The sequence below is a fragment of the Paraburkholderia caffeinitolerans genome, assembly GCF_902859945.1.
GTDB classification, from domain to species: domain Bacteria; phylum Pseudomonadota; class Gammaproteobacteria; order Burkholderiales; family Burkholderiaceae; genus Paraburkholderia; species Paraburkholderia caffeinitolerans.
This window is the reverse complement of the sequence record NZ_CADIKL010000049.1, coordinates 1-16,961: the sequence shown is the minus strand read 5'-3', so window position 1 is coordinate 16,961 and position 16,961 is coordinate 1. Positions and strand designations below refer to the sequence as shown.

Here is a 16,961-nt window from a genome sequence, read left to right as displayed (position 1 = left end):
GCGGTGACGGGTCCGCACACTACCTTCAGCTCTTGCTGCCGATACGTTGCGTGGCGATGCCAGTGAGGTCGGGCGCTGCGTCGCGGTCGCCGGCGAGGTCGCGCAACGGGCATCGCTTGCCGAACAGCACCTGGCGATCCATTGTTTTGCCGGTACGGTTCATCACATTGCGGAAGTAGTTGATGAGCATGCGGCGCTTCGTGGCGGACAGATCCCGTGTCACCGGCATCTGGTCAGGGTCGTCGATGGTCTTGTCGAAAACGAAATGCATGACGAACGCGGCGGAATCCGCGACTTCCTGCTTCGAAAAGTCGAACAGCCCCTGGCTCATCACCGGGTAGAGATTGGCGTACTGCTGGAGGATGGGCTGCACGTCCTCCCAGCGCGGGTTGTCGAGATCGACCGGCTCGTCGCGTGCCGGAAAGGTGCTGAAGACCACGATCGCCAGCTTGTCGTATGGCTGCTGGATGGCCGTGTCGCCGCCCGCGAAGTTGTACGAGATCACATAGAGCTGGCCGTCGATGTAGCCGCGCGGATTGCCCATCGATTCGGGGCCGGTGATCGCGATGCGCGCCACGCCGCGCTCGTCGGTCTGTGCGCGCTCTGGTGTCAGTTGCAGGCCGCCGGGTACGTTGTTGATGGGCAGCAGCGCCCGGGGCGTCGCGCCGGCTTTCCCGCTCGCTGGCGTGTTCGAGTAGTCGGGGGCGGGCGAGCCGATCCAGAAGTCCAGCTTCTGATGCGCGCATGGCTCGCCGTAGCGCGCCGCGTAGAGGCTGGTCTGCGTGCGGTTCTGGGCGGGATCGTTCGGGTCGAGCTTGAACGTGAACGCATCCGCGCGAACCTCGAGGCCGTGGGGCGCTTCGCGCACGCAGACGGTCGCGCTGCCCGAGCCGTCAACGGCCTGAACGATGGCGAGCGGCTTGCCGCGCACTTTTTGCAGCAGATCGCCTGGCAGCGGCAGCGACTGGACCCCGCCTTCGAGGTCCTGCAGGCTCTGTGTCTGGTCGACGTTGCCGAGAGCGATGTAGCCGTCTTTTGTTAATTCAGTATCCTGTGTAACGGCGTCGTCGAGCAGCACCGCGAACTGCAGCGGCCGGCCGCTCACCGGCGCGATCTTGTAGCCTTCGCCGAGCGGCAGCGCATTGCTGAGATCGACGTTGAGCGTGCTCGTTTGCTCATCTACGAACGACGAAAAACACCCGATGCCGTTGCCGCTGACGAGGTCGCCCGCGCCGTTCGACGTGGTGGGCATGAAGCGACGCCCCAGAATGAACGAGTGCGGCTGACTGGCCTTCGCGGGCCCGATGTTGCCGAGGAGAATGCCGTAGCCGAAGTCGGGCACGAGTACGCCGTTCTTCTTCACGCGCTGCTGGTAGCCGTAGGTGCTCAAACGGATCGACAGCTCGTCGCGTTCCGAAGCCGAGCGCAACTGGTCCAGCAACGCGCTTTTCAGGTCGCGATGCCAGACGATGTTGGTCAGGACCGACTGGAACATCGCCGACGCGCCGCTGTCGCCACCGGCGGTGGAGCGCGTAAACCAGAGGTCGCGAAACGGATTGCTTTCGTAGGCGGCGGTCATGATCGGCAGCCCGTCGGTCCCGATCAGCGACACCTCGAGCCCGTAGATATTCGACGCGAGCTGCCAGTCCGGGTCGAGGTCGACGAGCTTGCCAGCCGGGCGGCTGAGCGAATTGCCCACCGTGCAGCCGATCAGCGGATCGGATTGGGGGGCGGTCAGCAACTGACCGGTCAGGCCTCGCAGGCTCTTCACCGTGCAATCGGTGAAACGCATGATCGCGGTGCCGGTCGGATTCCACCAGCCATTCATCGCGTCCTTGCTCTGGAACTCCTGAAACGACGCTTCGAAATGCTCGTTGTCGAAATGGCGGGGATCATTGTTGACTGTCGAGACGTCGGCCTGAAACTTGCCGGTGAACGCAAACCTCGGGAATTGCAGGTAGCTCATCTCTTCTCCTTGCAGGAATGCTGCGGTGTGCCGCAATCGCAGGCGTGCTCCACCTGTGCGCCGCCGTTCTGCTTCCGGTGGTATTCAGAACGGCTTGATCAAACCGATCGTGTTGCCTTCGGGATCTTTGACCATCGCGAACGTGTAGCCGTCCACGCTGACCGGATCGACATAGCGTTGCCCGCCGTGCGCGAGCACGCGCGCGATCGCGGCCTCGAGGTCGTCGACGCGCAGATAGAAGTTCTTGCCGGGCTCGTAGCCGGGCGTGTTCGGCTCGGTCTGCCCGATGCCGCCCAGCAGCGGGGTGACGCGCGCCGGGAACGGGATGTAGGCGAAGCCGGCGGTGCCCGTCGAGTACTGCCAGCCGAATACGCCGCTATAGAACGTCTTGAGCGTCGCCTGGTCGCTCGCGATGATCTCGAACATCACACTGGGATGCAGGTTGGCTGCCGCCTCGGCTGCGCTGGCACCAGAGACATGGGAAACCTGCGTCGTCCGAACGAACCCGGCACGTGTTTCGAGAAACTCGACCGTCGTGAAGGGCTTGCCATCGGACTGGACGAAGAGATTCCCGTGCTGCTGCACGAAGCTCGTGAAGACGGGGCCGCTGACGTGACGCAGGAAGGCATCGGCATTGCGGTAAGTTTCAAAGAACAGCACGCTCAGCGGATCGACGGGGGGCAGCGTCTGTAACTGCTCCGTGCCGCGCCATGGGCGGTGGACGAGGTAGGTCAGCGTATCGGGCTCCTCGCGCTCAACGTCGTGCGCGAGTTCGCGCAACGCGGCGTCGGCGGCTTCCTCGCATCCGGGGCGGATGAACCAGTTCGAGGTGAGGCTGACGGTGCGGGCATCGCTTGGGCTCATGTCGTTTCCCTCTACTTGCAGTGAATCGGCTGGCGCGGCTGCGCCAAGGGGTGCCCCGCACCTCGGACGGTCGTGCACGCGCCGGGGCGGCTGCGTGCCGTATTCGCGGTCTCAGTCTCAGTCGCCGCGCACGTGACGCTGCGCGGCACGGGTCAGCGCCATGCCGGCCACGCCGGCGACGAGCCAGGCAGGATGCACGAGCACGGCCAGCACGACGCCATCGCACAGCGGAATCGCCGCGAGCATCCAGGGGACGACGGGCCACGCGTAACGGTGATTCGGCATGCGGCTTTCGTAACGCGCGACGAACGTCAGCGTCAGGATGTAGGCGGCTTGCACGATGCCGGCCAGCCAGACGAGACCGGGCACTGTGCCCGTCAACGCCAGTGCGGTCACGGCATAGGCGAGCAGCCTCGCCCCCGCCATCAACACCACGGTGGACGGATGGCGTTTGTGAAACCGGTCATAGAGCCAGATGACCGCGAGCAGCGCCACGCCCGCCGCGAGGCCCGCGCGATACGGCGCGGCGACCAGGCACAGGAAGCCGAGCGCGAACAGCGTGCAGAGGGTTGCGCTCGCCTGAGCCAGCGTGATGCGTCCCGCGACGATGGGGCGAAAGCGTTGATGGACGCTGTCGTAATCGAGGTCGCAAACGTCGTTGAGGGCCATGCCGCCGCAATAGAAGCAGGACAACGCAAGGCAGAGCAGCAGCACGGCGAAGACACCTTGTGCGCCTTCGGGCGGGTTCGCGAGCACCGCCGCAGTCAGCACGTTCATCCACAGCGTGGGCAGGTTGCTGATGCGGCACAGCGCGAGGATCGCGCCGATGCGGTTATTCAACGTGACTGTGCTCATGGTCGAAGATGTGCTCGAGCAAAATGGAACAGACATCGGTCGCCGCGACGTTGCCGTCGCGAATCCGGCCGCGTTCGGAGCTCATGAGGATAGGTGCGTCGCCGTCGTCCGCCGTGCGAACGCCGTGCGAACCTTGGACGAGCGACGCGTCGAGCGGAATTACGTCCATCACGTAACGCATGCCCAGCGTCTTTCTCGCCAGCACGGACGCGACTTTCAACGCGGGAAAGCGCAGCGCGGGATCGATGAACAGCTCGACCGGGTCGTAGCCTGGCTTGTTGTGGATATCGACCGTGCGCGCATAGTCTGGCGCGGCGGCGTCGTCGCGCCAGAAGTAGTACGTGAACCAGCTATCTGGCTCTGCGAGCAGCACGAGCTCGCCGGCACGCGGATGCGCGACACCATGATGGCGTTTGCCCAATTCGCCCAGCACTTCGGCGACGCCGGGTAGTGCTTCGCACAGGCGTTGCACCGTGGCGACGTCGCGCCGGTCGCGCACGTACACGTGGGCGATCTGGTGATCGGCCACGGCAAATGCGCGCGAAGCGCCCGTGTCTAGATAGTCGCGCCCGAGGTCGCGCTTGATCTCGACGAGGCCGGCGTCGCGCAACGCACGATTGATGTGGACCGGCCGCTGCACGGGCATGATGCCGTACTCGGAGAGCACGACGACGCTCACGCCGCGCGACTGCAAGGCGTCGCTGAGGTTGCCGAACACGGTGTCGATTTCGCGCAGATCGGCCGAAATATCGCCATGCGGCCCGCCGCGTTGCAGGCAGTAGTCGAGATGGGGCAGGTAGATCAGGTTCAGCGTGGGCTGGAAGGCTTTCTCGACCTCAAGCGCCGCGTCCGCGATCCATCGGCTGGAGCGGATGCTCGTGCGTGGCCCCCAGAAGTCGAAAAGCGGAAACTGCCCGAGCCGCTCGCGCAGCGAATCCCGCAATGACGCGGGCTGCGCGTAGAAGTCGGGGAGCTTGCGGCCGTCCGCGCAATAGAGCGGTCGTGGCGTCAGTGTGATATCGGCGTCGGTGGCCATCGCATACCACCAGAACGTGTTCGCGCACGTGAAGCTGGGGTCGCGCTCACGCGCGAGGTGCCAGATGCGCGGCGCCTGCACGAGGCGGTTGCTCTGGCGCCACAGCAGGACCTGGTCCAGCTCGCGAAAGTACCAGCCGTTGCCGACGATGCCATGCGCGCCCGGCAGCTTGCCGGTGAGGTACGTCGTCTGCGCGGAGCAGGTGAGGGCAGGCATCACCGCGTCGATGGTGGCGATTGCGCCGCCGGCGGCGCGGCCGAATGCGGCAAGACGCGGCGTGTGCTCGCCGATCAGGTTCCGGGTCAGACCGACCACGTTAATGACGGCCGTGCGCTGCATCGAGCGTCTCCCTGACCCAGTTGAGTTCGCGCGCGATCGAATGGCCGAGCGAATCGAGGCGCAAGGCGGGGGGCAGCGCGCCGAAGCTGTACGTTTCGACTTCGAGCGGCGTGCCCGCTGGCAATCGCGGCAGGCACGTCTCGAGAAAGAAGCGTGTCGTGCCGATTCCGCCCAGTTCCTCCAGAAAGATCGGCACATGGAAATGGACGCGGCATTCTTCGGCCAGTTCGCCTTCCTGCAGCCAGCGCGCGAGACCGGGCAGGTCGGTGAAACGTCGAAGCTCGCCGTTTCGCCGCAACACGACGGCCTGATGCAGGTACGTGGGCTCGTCGAACTGGAGCAGCGCGGTCACCGCCTTGCCGTGCGCGCGCAATGCGGACGAGACCTGAACCTTGGCGATGGGAATGCCGGCACTTGCCAGTTTCGCGAGGCAGTCGGCGGGCTCCTCGAATTCCACGGCCTGATGGCAGCAGTCGAAGCACAGGCCGACGTGCGCGGCAAGCGGTTCCGGAAATGCCATGCGCTCGAACAGCGCGACGGCCTCGTCGGTTCGCTCGACCACGCAGCACGGTTCCGGCTCGATCGCGAGGCGGATCAGCGGGCCGCCGCGCTCGCGAATGCGCGCGAGATGCGCCACCACGTCGAACAGGTGAGTCCTGACGATCGTCCAGTGCGCAGGCTCGAAGCCTGCGCGAAACGCCACCGGCACGGTCGAGATCGAGATGGGCCGATGGCTCGGTGTCCACTGCGCGGCGATGTCGGCGAGCCGCTTCGTATAGCTGACCCGGAGTGGATCGCGCCAGTCGGGCAGATAGACGTTCTCCTTGACCGCCGTGCCATGAAACGAGCCATACGGAAAGCCATTGAGCGTCAGCACATGGCAATCATGCTCGCCGCACCAGTCGGCGAAGCGGCGGATTTCGGCTTTGTCGAGCTCGAACGCGGCCTGTGCCGAAAGGCGCAAGCCGAGCGGAAACGCCTCCCCCGGCGAACAAAGCCTTTTGACTTGCAGCCCATGGTCTTCGAGGTTGCGTCGCACGTCCGCCCACGTTTCGCCGGGGTGAATGTTCGTGCAGTAGGTCAGCGGATAGTCGCGGTTCACGCCTCCACCTCCCGTGAGACCGGTTGTGGGGGCAACTGCATTGCCGGACCGCCGGTGCGCAACGCGGCAATGCATTCATGCATCGCTGCGATGTCGATCGTATCCACCTCGACGCCCTGGCCGATACGCGCAAGCAGCGTGATGCAGAGCTGGCCGCCCAGGTGCTCGCGAAATTCGTTCAGTGCCTGCGCGATGTCGAGTTCGTCGAGCGCATCGTCGTCGAGCACGAAGCCGATGTCGCGCAGTGTCGACAGCACGGCGCTTGCATCGGCAGCGCCGATCATGCCGAGCCACTGCGAATACAGCGTATCGACCGCAATGCCGATGGCAACGGCCTCACCATGCCGCAACCGGTGATGGGAAAGCTCTTCGAGCTTGTGCGCGACCCAATGGCCGAAGTCGAGCGGGCGGGCGCTGCCATGCTCGAACGGGTCGCCGCCATGGCGAATCTGCGCGAGATGCAGTTCGGCGCAACGGACGATCAGCGGCTCCAGCGCGTGCGGCGCGAGGCGGGCGAGTTCGAACCGCTGGCGGTGAATCTCGTCGAAAAAGTCCGCATCGCGGATCAGCCCGACCTTGACGGCCTCGGCGATGCCCGCGCGCCGGTCGGCAGCGGGCGCGCCGCTCAGCAGGTCAAAGTCGTTGACGACCGCGAAGGGTGGCATGAAGGTGCCGGCGAAGTTCTTCCGGCCGTGCCAGTTGACCGCGTTCTTCACGCCGACGCCGGCGTCGTTCTGGGCGAGCACCGTCGAGGGCATGCGGATGAGCCGGAGGCCACGATGGGCGGTCGCGGCGGCGAAACCCACCGCGTCGAGCACCGCGCCGCCGCCAATCGCGACGACGTAACTGTGCCGGCATAACCCGAAGTCCTGCGCCATCGCATAGAGCGCAGCCACCTCGCACAGTCCTTCCTTCGATGCTTCTCCGCCGCGCACGATCCACGCGGGGCCGGCGAGGCCGATCGCATCGGCATGGGCGTGCGCATAGCAGTCGATCGCGCGCAGCAGCCCCGGTCGGGCCGCTGCGAGACCGGAATCCACCGCGAACAGCACTTGCGCCGCGCGGCCGCGCCCCGGCTGCCGGATCAGGTCCGCAAGAACCGTATTGGACGGTTCGAACGCGTAGCGCGTGAAGCACACCGGATAGCTGTAGCGAACGGCAAATGATTGCTCGATGCGATGTTCCAGCATGCGGATCTCCGTGCGAGAAACGTGTCGCGTCTCGTTGTGGCACAGCCGTCACGGCCGCTGAAGACGGGCGACGCCGTGGGCTGTCAATTGGGAACGAATTCGTCGACGCGCGGTGTTTGACCGCGAAGAACCGAGTTGTCGGCGAACAGTTGCCGCTGATCGAGCCGCGGCGTCTGGTCCAGTGCGGCGACGTCGATCTGCTGCGACTGTGCATACGCCTGCAATGCGTTACCCCACGTGACCGCTTCGACGGCGGCGAGCGGAATGCCGCGTTCGAGCATCAGCCGCGCGGTTTTCGGCACCGACAACGGGTCGCTGACGCCCCAGTCCGCCGAACTGTCGACGATGATCCGCTCCGGCCCGTACTGCCGGACGACCTCGACCATCCGCTCCGAACCCATCTTGGTGTTCGGATAGATGGTGAATGCCGCCCACGCGCCGGAATCGAGCACGCTGCGTACGGTTTCTTCGTTGTTATGATCGATAACCAGCTTCGTCACGGGGATGCCGTGTTCGCGCGCAACCTCGATCGAGCGCAGCGTGCCGCCTTTCTTGTCGCGATGCGGCGTGTGAACCATCACGACCATGTCGTGCTGGCGCGCGATATCGAGCTGTGCGCGATAAGCAAAATCCTCCGCTTCGGTGATCTCGTCGTAGCCGATCTCGCCGATCGCAACGACGCCTTCTTTCAGCGCGAATTGCGGAATCACTTCCAGCACTTCGCGCGCGAGCTTTTCGTTGTTCGCCTCTTTCGAATTCAGGCCGATCGCGCAGTAGTGCGCAATGCCGAACTGCGAGCAGCGAAAGCGTTCCCAGCCGACCAGGCTCGAAAAGTAGTCGATGAAACTGCCGACAGTGGTGCGCGGCTGCCCCAGCCAGAACGCCGGTTCGATGACCGCGCGCACGCCAGCGGCGGCCATCGCCTGCAAGTCGTCGGTGGTGCGCGAGCTGATGTGGATGTGGGGGTCGAAGAATCTCATGACCGGTCCTCTTGTAGTGGCGACAGAAAGCGGAAGGTGCGCTGTGTGAAGCCGTCCTGGCGGGCTTGTTCGATGAAGGGCGTGTGAGTGTTGAAGGCGGTGCGCAGCCAGTGGCGCTCGGTGGTCAATGCGCCGGCTCGGGCGATAGCGAGCAGGGCGCCGCGCTTGCCTTGCTCGTCGCCCTCGGCCAGTTCCTTCTGCAATGCTCGCAGCCCGCGTTCGCCCGCATACGGGCCGAGGCAAAGCCATGTCTGCGGCGACACCGCGCGGCCCGCGCTGCGCCGTTCGTCGGCGAGATCGAGCGCCATCCGCGCAAGCTCGGGGGACAGCCGTCGATCGAGGCCGTCGACCCGCCAGAGCGGTGCGTCGATGAATACGGCCTTGATCACGAGCTGACGCCAGGCGACGTCGTCGAAGTGTTGCGCCGGGTAGGGCGAGTCGAGCGCCACCGCCTCGAACAGCGAACGCATGTTGGAGCGGCAGCCCTCGCGTGCGCGCCAGACGAAACGTTCGCCGCGCGGCAGCAGCGGCAGCGCACGGTACAGCGCGCACGATTCGCCGTGGTCCGCGAACTGGAAGCAATGTTGGAACGCTGCGGGGAAAGCGTCGCTCTCCCTGTCCGGGGACGCGAGCAGCAACGCGATACGCAGCGTCTCCAGCAGGCTCCACTGCGCCGGATTCCAGCCGGGAACGCCGATGTTCAGCGGGTGCAACTCGTCGGGAGTCAACGCCAGCGGGACGCCAGCGCGAGCGTGTCGACTCGCGAGCGCGAGCAGTTGCGCGAGCCGTTGCATCGATACGCCGTTGCGTATCTCATTCATTGCGCTCGACCGGAAGGTGTTCGCTTCGTGCGAAAGATGAGCGCCGAGAAGCGCCGAAAGCGCTTCAGCGGCGTCGAATCGCATCGGGGTATCCATGATTCATTGTCGATCGCTTGACGATGTTGCTGAACGCGCTTCCTGTCCTGCGTGGACGAGAAGCACGGGGAGAGGCGTGAGGCGCTAGTTGCCTTTGGGTCCTCCGCGCAGGCTGCGGCTGAGTTCCGTTTGCGTCATGGTCTCAAGGGGCAGGGTGGCCTCTTCCCGCCGCTGAACCGCAGTCGCTGTCTGCGTCCGCAATACGTTTTTGAGCAGTCGCACGCGCGACGGCAATTCCGCCTCGTGATCCTTCGGCGAATCGAGCCACGCATACAACAGTGAACGCATGCCGGCGCTCATGTCTCGCGTGATCGGCATGAAGCGGAAATGTTCGAAGGCCGCGGGGTCGGTCAAGCGCTTGAGGACAGTCGCGTACGTACGGATCTGTTCGGGATCGTCGAGACGCAACCAGTTATCCATGCAGGGCGCCATCGCATTCCAGTTCGACAGCACGTACTTGTACACATTGGGCCAGGTGGGCGGTAGCGCGCCGATCTGCGGATCGTCGGGTAGCACGCGCACATACATATAGGTATCGAGCTGTGTGCTCAACGAGCTCACCGTCTGGGACGGAAAGCTGGGCACGTAGGCCGTGATGCCCGGCAGAGCGGCGGACAACGATACTTTCGCGATACCCGTGGCGTCGGTCGTCATGGGGATGCTTACTTCAACCGTCTGTCCATCGGACGACATCTGATTCAACTGAAAGGCGATACCGTTGCCGGCCGGCACGCCGTGCTCGTACACCTGGAACGAAGCCGAGGTTGCCGTTTCCTGGTCCGCGTAGAAGTTCGGCGTCAGCGGAATGGCGCGAAACGCCTGTTCCTGGAGGATCGGCCCTTGCACGGTATTTACCTGGAGATTCAGCACGGCTATTTTTTCCGCCATGCCGGGCGCGAGCGGCAGGGTCACGAGCCCGGCACTGGCCTCGTAAGCCGTACGGTCATACGACTTGTACGGGATCGATCCCAACTCCTGCTGGACCGCGCCCGACTGATCGATGGCCACGACGGAGAGCCTGCCGAGATCCTGCTTCGTCAACGCCACATCGACTTCCGGCACGCTATTCGAAAGGTCGATGACGAGCGAGTCGACGTTGCAACGGGCCGAGGCGGTGCCCACCGCGGGTTGAGCCCCTACCTGAATGAGCGCGCGGTCGCCGGGTTCGTGAACCGGCTCGTTCTTGCGCCACAAGCCCGCCACGCCGACGATCAGGCTGCGGGCCGGATTCGGCTGAAAGCCGCCACTGGCGATTTTGTCGGCCAGCTGCTGCGCCTCCTGCGCCATGGCCGGCGAGCCGTTGGTCAGCGCTGCGTTGTCGTAGTAGACGGTGCGATAGGCATTGAACCGGACGGTCAAGCCCAGCACGTCGTCGGCTTCCAGCGCTTTTTTCAGATCGGCGAGGATGCCCGAGTCGAGTGCGTTGATGCGCAGGCCGTCCGCCTTTGCGAAGCAGGTCGTCCAGATGACCGACGCGATGCCCGCGATCGCGGTCTGTTTGGACGTATTGCGGCCGAAGTTGATCTGCCGCGCAATGATGCGCGACGTGCGCGGCAACTGAATGCTGTAGCCACCCTCGACGCCGAACAGCATCGAATCGAAAAAGAGCTGCGAGCTAACGCTGCCGAACGGTTCGAGGTCGACCAGCATGCCGGTGAAGTTCACTGCGCTGGTCGCGAACGGATCGTCGGTTTGGGTTCCGTGGCCACGATCGAACCCGCAGACGGCCGTCTCGTAGAAAGACGAACGATAGGTGCCGTGGGGGTTCCAGTTGCCGCTGGCCCCAATCTGGGCCACCGCTCTATCGCGGAATGCCTGAACGTCATCCTGGATAGTCGGCAGGTTCTGCGGCAGGACGGTGGTGCAATCCGTCTCGTCGTAGTTGACGGGGTAGTTGTTGGTGGTCACCGGGTCCCACGACACGTTGCCCTTGAAGTAAATGCGAGGAATCTCGAGCACACTCATCATTTGTCTCCATGAAGGTTGGGCACGTAAAGAAAGGCGGGACCGGCGAACTGACCGTTGTTCAACGGCACGGAGAAAGCGTGCAACGCGGCCATGCGCAGATCGAACATGAAACGCACTGCCTCGCCGAGCGCGCCGTCCACACCGGTAACGGCGCCCTGCAGTGCATCGAACATCCGGGTGAACGCCGCGTTGCAGGCCGCTTGCGCCGCCTGCGCGGCAGGCGGCTCGTTCGAGAAATTGTGCAGGGCAGGGTCGGTGAGGTCGCGCCCGGCAGGCGGCCACGTCACTTCCAGGCGCGCCGGGCCCCACGTGTAGCCGGATTGGCTGTCGGGATCTCTGGTCAGCACGCGCTCGTAAAAGACTTCCCCGAAGCGGAAGTAGTGCGCGGGCTGGTCCTGGAAGTCGAGCGGATCGTACTCGCTACCTTCGCTCGTTCCCTCTCCTTCAGAAACGATCTGTGTGATCGCCTTGTGCGCATCAGCATAGTTGTTGACCGCGAAGAGCTGACCCGGAAAGAATTGTTTGTCGACGATCTGATTCCGGTTCGGCGTCCATGTGCTCGCGGGCAAGGTCGCGAGGAACTTGTCGAGTGCGTCGTAGAACTGGCCGATCGTCACGGCTTTGGGCGCCGCTTCCGCCAGCAGGGCAGCAGTCTTGACCGGATAGTCGGGAGGATTTTCCGGCTCTTCGATCGCCATGCCCTGCGCCAGTGCGTCCCTGGAGAACGGATACAGGTGTACGGTCAGCGGCGTGTTGTTCGGACCAATATCGCCGGGCAGCGGCCCGGGGTACTGCTGCACGTGGATGACCGGATTGCCGCCCAGCGCGTTCAGGATATTGCACGCGAGGCACATGTGAATCATCTCCTGCAGCGCCACCGAACGAATGAGTTGGGTCGCTTCCGGGTTGGTCTCCGGTGGGATGGAGTACAGCGCATAAAGATACGGAGGCAATGTGCCGAATTCGACACCGATTGCGGTTTGCAGCAGGGATTGCGCATCTTCTACGCTCGTCAGCTTTGTAACGGCCAGGCGAATCACTTTGACCTCCGTAAAGCTATTGCGGTGGTTATCGAAACAGCAGGTGAGTGTGCGTCGCAGCGCTACGGCTCAGGAGCCGAACTGGCAGACCGGGATAGGCTGTCCTTGCGCCAGCTGTGCGACGAGGTCCCACGTCGTGGCTGGGTCGGGCTTCGTGAACGAAAAGTCGTAGAAGTTCTGACTGACGATAGGCGCGTTCGGCGGATCTGCCGGCCACCCGGAGAAATAGAACGACTGCGGCAGCCGATACAGTGCGGGTTCGGCGCCGCTCGTCCTGTCTTCGGTCCAGTCGCTGTGGAAGGCATAGCCGAACAGCACCGCGCCGTCTTTGGTGCGGTCCGGACTGACGCCAATCTGGACCGGCGGACGATTTCCTTCGGGGCTCGTCCAGAACGAGTATCCCTGCACGCGTGAGCCGAGCCGTTCACTGTCTCCCTTGCTGTAGGGCAGATGCTTGATGAAGTCGCGCATGGGCGGATGGTTCAGCGCCGAAAACAGGCACACGGGAACCATGGTGGCAGGGCGGCTTTCCTCGAACGTGAGGAAGTAGGCGTTGTCGCCGAGGGAGATGTACGCGCAACTATAGTGATTCGAGCCAGGAAAGATCGGCAGCGCGCGGTCCTCGTAATACTCCATCATCGCGCCGCGTTCGCCGTCTGGCCCGACCCACGTGCTGTCGTAATAGCTTGCGCCATTAGACACTTCGTAGTCCACGCCCTCCTTCAACGGATGCGACGGGACGCCGTCATACGGCGGCGGATACTCGTCGTACCGGTTGTACACGCGGTACATCTTCCATTTCGCGGACCAGTAGAGCGGCAGGATCGGATCGGAAGGCTCGCCGGGCGCACGCGCATACAGGCAGTCCGGCGCGGCGCACGGGCTGTATTGTGGTGGATTGTGAACCCCGTAGGTCGGATAAATCGGAGCGGTGGGTGTCTGCGTTGCCGACGATTCTTCTTCTAACTTCACCGCAGCATCATTGGAGAGTTTTTGCATAATGCATAGTTATCCGATTTATATTCTGGAGAGGAAGTTGTCTTTTATTTTTGGAGAGTTTCTACGCGAGTGTTTGGTCAAGGCAAGTTAAGGTTTTACATATTATTAGGAATGCATATAAACAGAAGTAGAGTGCGGGTTTTCCTGATGCAGCAGGGTCTGCTATCTGTCGGCAGTGAGCGTGACTGCCGACAGGAGCAGGATCAAAGCGTTCAAGTGGCGATCAGGTGTTGGAACCCGTCACGTTCAAGCCGCCGGCGCCACTGAATGTGAGGGTGTCGTTCGTATTCAGAACGTTGTCCCATGAGCTCCCTCGGGAAGTCACGATCTGCGAGCCGTTGGAAAACGCGCCATCGGAACTCGACGAAACGACGAGGCCGTTGAGATACGGATTCTGTGGATTGCCGTACTCGACGGTTTGCTTCCCGCTGGCCGGCAATGAAACCGTCACAATGGGACCTGACTGATTGGGATCCGAGCCCAGGCGGGAAACAAACTGAATGGAAAGTGCAAGGCCACTTTGGTTGACGAGCTTTTTGTAAGCCATGATTGAACCTCCTTCATCACAATGATGCGCGTTGAGCTGCGGCCGTTCTGCCAGTGATCCTCCGGGATCGCGCCGCAGTTCGCGTCCACGAAAGGGCCATCGCGGCAGCGACCGTTATCGCGGATCTGCCGCGCCAGAAGATTTGCTCGCCTGATCCTGTCAGGCTGAAGAGAGGGAGCGCACGGCTATCAGGCGTGCCGCTTTGCGGACCGCGAACCACGGGTCGGGTTCGGTACTATCCGCATTGCTTTGGAGAGTTGAAATCACAGGTCTCAAGGAATCGAAGTGTGGTCTGGACATACCCCTGATAGCACCGCGTGACGAACCTCTTCAAATGCGCTGTTGGACCATGAAGACTCGTGGTCCCCAAGGTTCTATCTCTTTCTTTTCTTCTGACGAAAATATAGTCGATGCAGAGCCGGCGGCGGGAAGCTTCAACGCGGTCCTATCCAGGTTGATAGGTGCCGGGGGCGCTGTCACATTGACGAGGCCGTGACGTAAAAGATGGGCATGAAGAACACCAAATCGCTCTACCATGGGCACCGGTATCCGGCGGTGATCATCGGTTGCGCGGTTCGCTGGTACCTTTGCTTCAACCTTGGCTTGCGCGATATCGACGAGTTGCTGCTTGAGCGCAGCGTGAGTGTGACGTACGAAAGCGTTCGACGCTGGTGTGAAAAATTTGGGGCTGCCTTTGCCGGCCGCGCGAAAGCAGCGCGGCGAAAGCCCGGCTCGACGTGGCATCTCGACTAAATGTTCGTGAGCCAGCGCGGCGAGCCGTACTTGCTGTGGCGTGCGGTCGACGAACACGGTGCCGAACTGGACGTGCAGGTGCAAAAGCGGTGCGCCAAGGCTGCAACCAAGCGCTTCTTCCTGCGCGTGCTGCGTTCGGCACCTGCGCCCCGCGGCATCCTCACTGACCGGTTGCGCAGCTATCCGGCAGCGAAGGCGGACATTCCGGAACTGGCTGGCGTGAAGCACGTGTTCGTGAAAGCCGCAGTACGGGTCAACAACCGGGCAGAGAACAGGCGTCAACCCACGCGCCGGCGTGAACGTGCCATGTCCGGCTTTCGTGATTCGAAGCGTACACAGGCATTTCTCTCATCCTTCGGCCCGATCCGGCAGCACTTCGCGTTGCCCAGACATCGGATGAACGCGGTATGTCATCGCACCATACTCAAGGAACGCCTTGCCTCCTGGCATGGTTGGACTATTTATGCCGAAGCCAATTTCATTGATTAATAAGGATAACTTGTTTTTATGACCACATAGCCTGCGCATGTCAACGTAACAAGGCCAGCGCATCATTACGCTTGCTCTCGGATGCTGTGCCCGAGGGGGGAGCCTCTTCGCATTTGTGCTGGACTCGGCTGATCTGCGCACGGAGGTCGTCGCGCACGTCCTGCGCCTCGTGTGTCGTCGCACCGCGCGCCGTGCAAAGGTTTCGTTTCCGCCGGCCCGAGATGTGCTGCAGCAGGGGCTTTTCTAGTCAGTGACAAACCAGGCGCGGAAGCGCCGTGGTGAGTTCGCAGATCCAGATTCCCGCCGTTACGACGGAAGGCCGTCTGGCGATCGCATCAATGCGAAGCGCGCTATGATCGCCCTCACCATATCCGCTCAGGGAGATCAATCTTGGCGACATACAAGGAGCTGAAGCAACAAATGGCCGAGCTCGAGGCAGAGGCAGCGGCGGCCCGGGCGGCAGAATTTCAGGAGGTGCTCGCGGACATCCGGGCCAAGGTCGCAGACTACGGGTTCACGGAGCAGGAGATCTTCGGACGGGGGCGGGGCAGGCCGAGGAAGCCCGCCGAAAGCGGCGCGCCGCCACAATACCGTGACCCCAAGACGGGGGCGACCTGGTCGGGCCGGGGGCGTGCCCCGAACTGGATCAAGGATGCGAAGAACCGCGACAGATTCCTGATCCGCAACTAGGTTGCGCACCGAAACGCAGCCCTCGGGGGAGCGATTGCCACCCGAGGGCGGAGAACAGGTCGCGTATGGCATCAGTTCGATGGGGGTCTCGCCCGAACGTCAGGATCCGCAGTCGGTCACCCGGTGCTGGGCGCCATTCGCAAGGACAGGCTCGTTTCGGTAGTTGTTGTCGATCCAACGTTTTGTCCACTCGAGGACGCGTTCGTGTGCATCGTCGCGGGTCGAGCGATCACCCAGATCCGAAAAAATGAAGCGTTCGCCATCGAGGAGCCGCTCGACAATCGCGCTTGAACGGAAGAGCGTGCCAACCAGGACTGGTGCGACGTCGATTGACCACCCGCGATAGTGTGCAAACCGATCCATTGGAGCCTCCGGTTGAGCCGTCGATGAAGCGGTAGTTTCGCGCGCAATCGAGGGCTTTTCCATACTGAATATCCGTACAGCCCGACGGACGATTGCTATCATGGCCGCAGGCAGGAGTCTGCCGCATCCAACGCGTGCGGCAGGGCAGCGCGGTTCGCGCCAGACGCTTCCTCTTGACGCACACCTTCGTGACGCGTGCTGGCGGTGCGGCGAGCCGGCAGTCACGGGAAAACCCGGAACCCGACTTCGCAGAGACGCCGCCATTTCCGCAGCTCCCGACGAACTTGAGTTCGCAATGCTCTCCCCGGGGTTGTGTCCCGTTAATGGGGAAGGGGTTAGCAAGTACCTGCAATGTAGAGGGCGGCTTACATCACGAGAGAATAAAATTGTTCGGCAGCAGTCGATACAACGCCATCGTCACACATTTGTCCCTTGCGGATCATGTGCGCAATCTCGATGCCGGACAGGATGATGCGCGCACAGCGGAAAGCCTTGAACCCCATCATCGGTTTGATGATGGGCTTGATGGCGCGGTGATCCTGCTTGACGACATTATTCAGGTATTTGTTTTGCCGGATCTTGATCGATTTTGGTCGCTCAGCGTTGAGGGCTTCAAGGGCCGCCAGATTAGCGCCGCTCTTGTCCACCGTGATCGTTTCGGGCTCGCCGTTCTGGTCAATCGCCTTTTCGAAGTAATGCCGGGCTGCGGCCTTGTCGCGATGGGCGCGCAGCAGGAAGTCGACCGTATTGCCCGGAACCTGTCCGCATTTTTGTGGGCGAGGCGGTTAAAGGAATCGTTACCCGCGCGCCTGCGTGAATCGGTCGCCAAACAGGATAGCAAACTGGTTCATCGCCGACTTCCA

At 62.9% G+C, this 16,961-nt stretch carries 14 protein-coding genes and 2 pseudogenes; 2 read left to right on the top strand and 14 right to left on the bottom strand.

Annotated elements, in window-relative coordinates; genetic code table 11:
- Positions 1-25 precede the first annotated feature (25 nt).
- The 12 genes from HV773_RS31745 to HV773_RS31690 all read right to left on the bottom strand — a co-directional run bounded on the left by HV773_RS31745 (position 26) and on the right by HV773_RS31690 (position 13,803).
- The gene (locus HV773_RS31745) at positions 26-1,966 is read right to left on the bottom strand and encodes a hypothetical protein (RefSeq protein WP_175197892.1); all 1,941 of its coding nucleotides are present in this window, start codon (positions 1,964-1,966) and stop codon (positions 26-28) included.
- An 84-nt stretch (positions 1,967-2,050) separates the two neighbouring features.
- Positions 2,051-2,830, bottom strand: a complete 780-nt coding sequence (locus HV773_RS31740; RefSeq protein ID WP_175197891.1) for a VOC family protein — start codon at positions 2,828-2,830, stop codon at positions 2,051-2,053.
- Positions 2,831-2,947: 117 nt separating this feature from the next.
- The gene (locus tag HV773_RS31735; protein ID WP_175197890.1) at positions 2,948-3,685 is read right to left on the bottom strand and encodes a UbiA family prenyltransferase; all 738 of its coding nucleotides are present in this window, start codon (positions 3,683-3,685) and stop codon (positions 2,948-2,950) included.
- Complete coding sequence (locus HV773_RS31730) at positions 3,663-5,060, bottom strand: alkaline phosphatase family protein (protein ID WP_175197889.1); 1,398 nt, start codon at positions 5,058-5,060, stop codon at positions 3,663-3,665. The genes HV773_RS31735 and HV773_RS31730 overlap by 23 nt, the downstream gene beginning before the upstream one ends.
- Positions 5,038-6,162 (bottom strand): metabolite traffic protein EboE, encoded by a 1,125-nt coding sequence (gene eboE / locus HV773_RS31725; RefSeq protein WP_217481965.1) that lies wholly within the window; start codon positions 6,160-6,162, stop codon positions 5,038-5,040. Before eboE ends, HV773_RS31730 begins: the two co-directional genes overlap by 23 nt.
- A complete protein-coding gene (locus HV773_RS31720; RefSeq protein ID WP_175197887.1) occupies positions 6,159-7,352 on the bottom strand; it encodes a 3-dehydroquinate synthase in 1,194 nt (397 codons plus the stop codon). Before HV773_RS31720 ends, eboE begins: the two co-directional genes overlap by 4 nt.
- Before the next feature lie 83 nt (positions 7,353-7,435).
- A complete protein-coding gene (locus HV773_RS31715) occupies positions 7,436-8,332 on the bottom strand; it encodes a TatD family hydrolase (protein WP_175197886.1) in 897 nt (298 codons plus the stop codon).
- The gene (locus HV773_RS31710; RefSeq protein ID WP_175197885.1) at positions 8,329-9,249 is read right to left on the bottom strand and encodes an EboA domain-containing protein; all 921 of its coding nucleotides are present in this window, start codon (positions 9,247-9,249) and stop codon (positions 8,329-8,331) included. Before HV773_RS31710 ends, HV773_RS31715 begins: the two co-directional genes overlap by 4 nt.
- An 84-nt stretch (positions 9,250-9,333) precedes the next feature.
- On the bottom strand, positions 9,334-11,217 hold the full coding sequence (locus HV773_RS31705) for a hypothetical protein (RefSeq protein ID WP_217481964.1): 1,884 nt from the start codon (positions 11,215-11,217) through the stop codon (positions 9,334-9,336).
- A complete protein-coding gene (locus HV773_RS31700; protein ID WP_175197883.1) occupies positions 11,214-12,257 on the bottom strand; it encodes a ferritin-like domain-containing protein in 1,044 nt (347 codons plus the stop codon). The genes HV773_RS31705 and HV773_RS31700 overlap by 4 nt, the downstream gene beginning before the upstream one ends.
- Positions 12,258-12,326: 69 nt before the next feature.
- Positions 12,327-13,229, bottom strand: a complete 903-nt coding sequence (locus HV773_RS31695; RefSeq protein WP_175197882.1) for a hypothetical protein — start codon at positions 13,227-13,229, stop codon at positions 12,327-12,329.
- Between the two features lie 250 nt (positions 13,230-13,479).
- Positions 13,480-13,803, bottom strand: a complete 324-nt coding sequence (locus HV773_RS31690; protein WP_175197881.1) for a hypothetical protein — start codon at positions 13,801-13,803, stop codon at positions 13,480-13,482.
- 510 nt (positions 13,804-14,313) lie between these two features.
- Between HV773_RS31690 and HV773_RS31685 the strand changes: the two are divergent.
- Positions 14,314-15,045: pseudogene (locus HV773_RS31685) on the top strand (IS6 family transposase).
- A gap of 390 nt (positions 15,046-15,435) precedes the next feature.
- Positions 15,436-15,735, top strand: a complete 300-nt coding sequence (locus HV773_RS31680; RefSeq protein ID WP_175197880.1) for an H-NS histone family protein — start codon at positions 15,436-15,438, stop codon at positions 15,733-15,735.
- A 99-nt stretch (positions 15,736-15,834) separates the two neighbouring features.
- On the opposite strand, the gene HV773_RS31675 is transcribed toward HV773_RS31680, so the two are convergent.
- Together HV773_RS31675 and HV773_RS31670 are read right to left on the bottom strand one after the other, a co-directional pair.
- On the bottom strand, positions 15,835-16,161 hold the full coding sequence (locus HV773_RS31675) for a hypothetical protein (protein WP_246282540.1): 327 nt from the start codon (positions 16,159-16,161) through the stop codon (positions 15,835-15,837).
- 302 nt (positions 16,162-16,463) lie between these two features.
- Positions 16,464-16,850 (bottom strand): annotated as a pseudogene (locus tag HV773_RS31670) (IS6 family transposase); the annotation flags it as partial.
- Between the last annotated feature and the right edge of the window lie 111 nt (positions 16,851-16,961).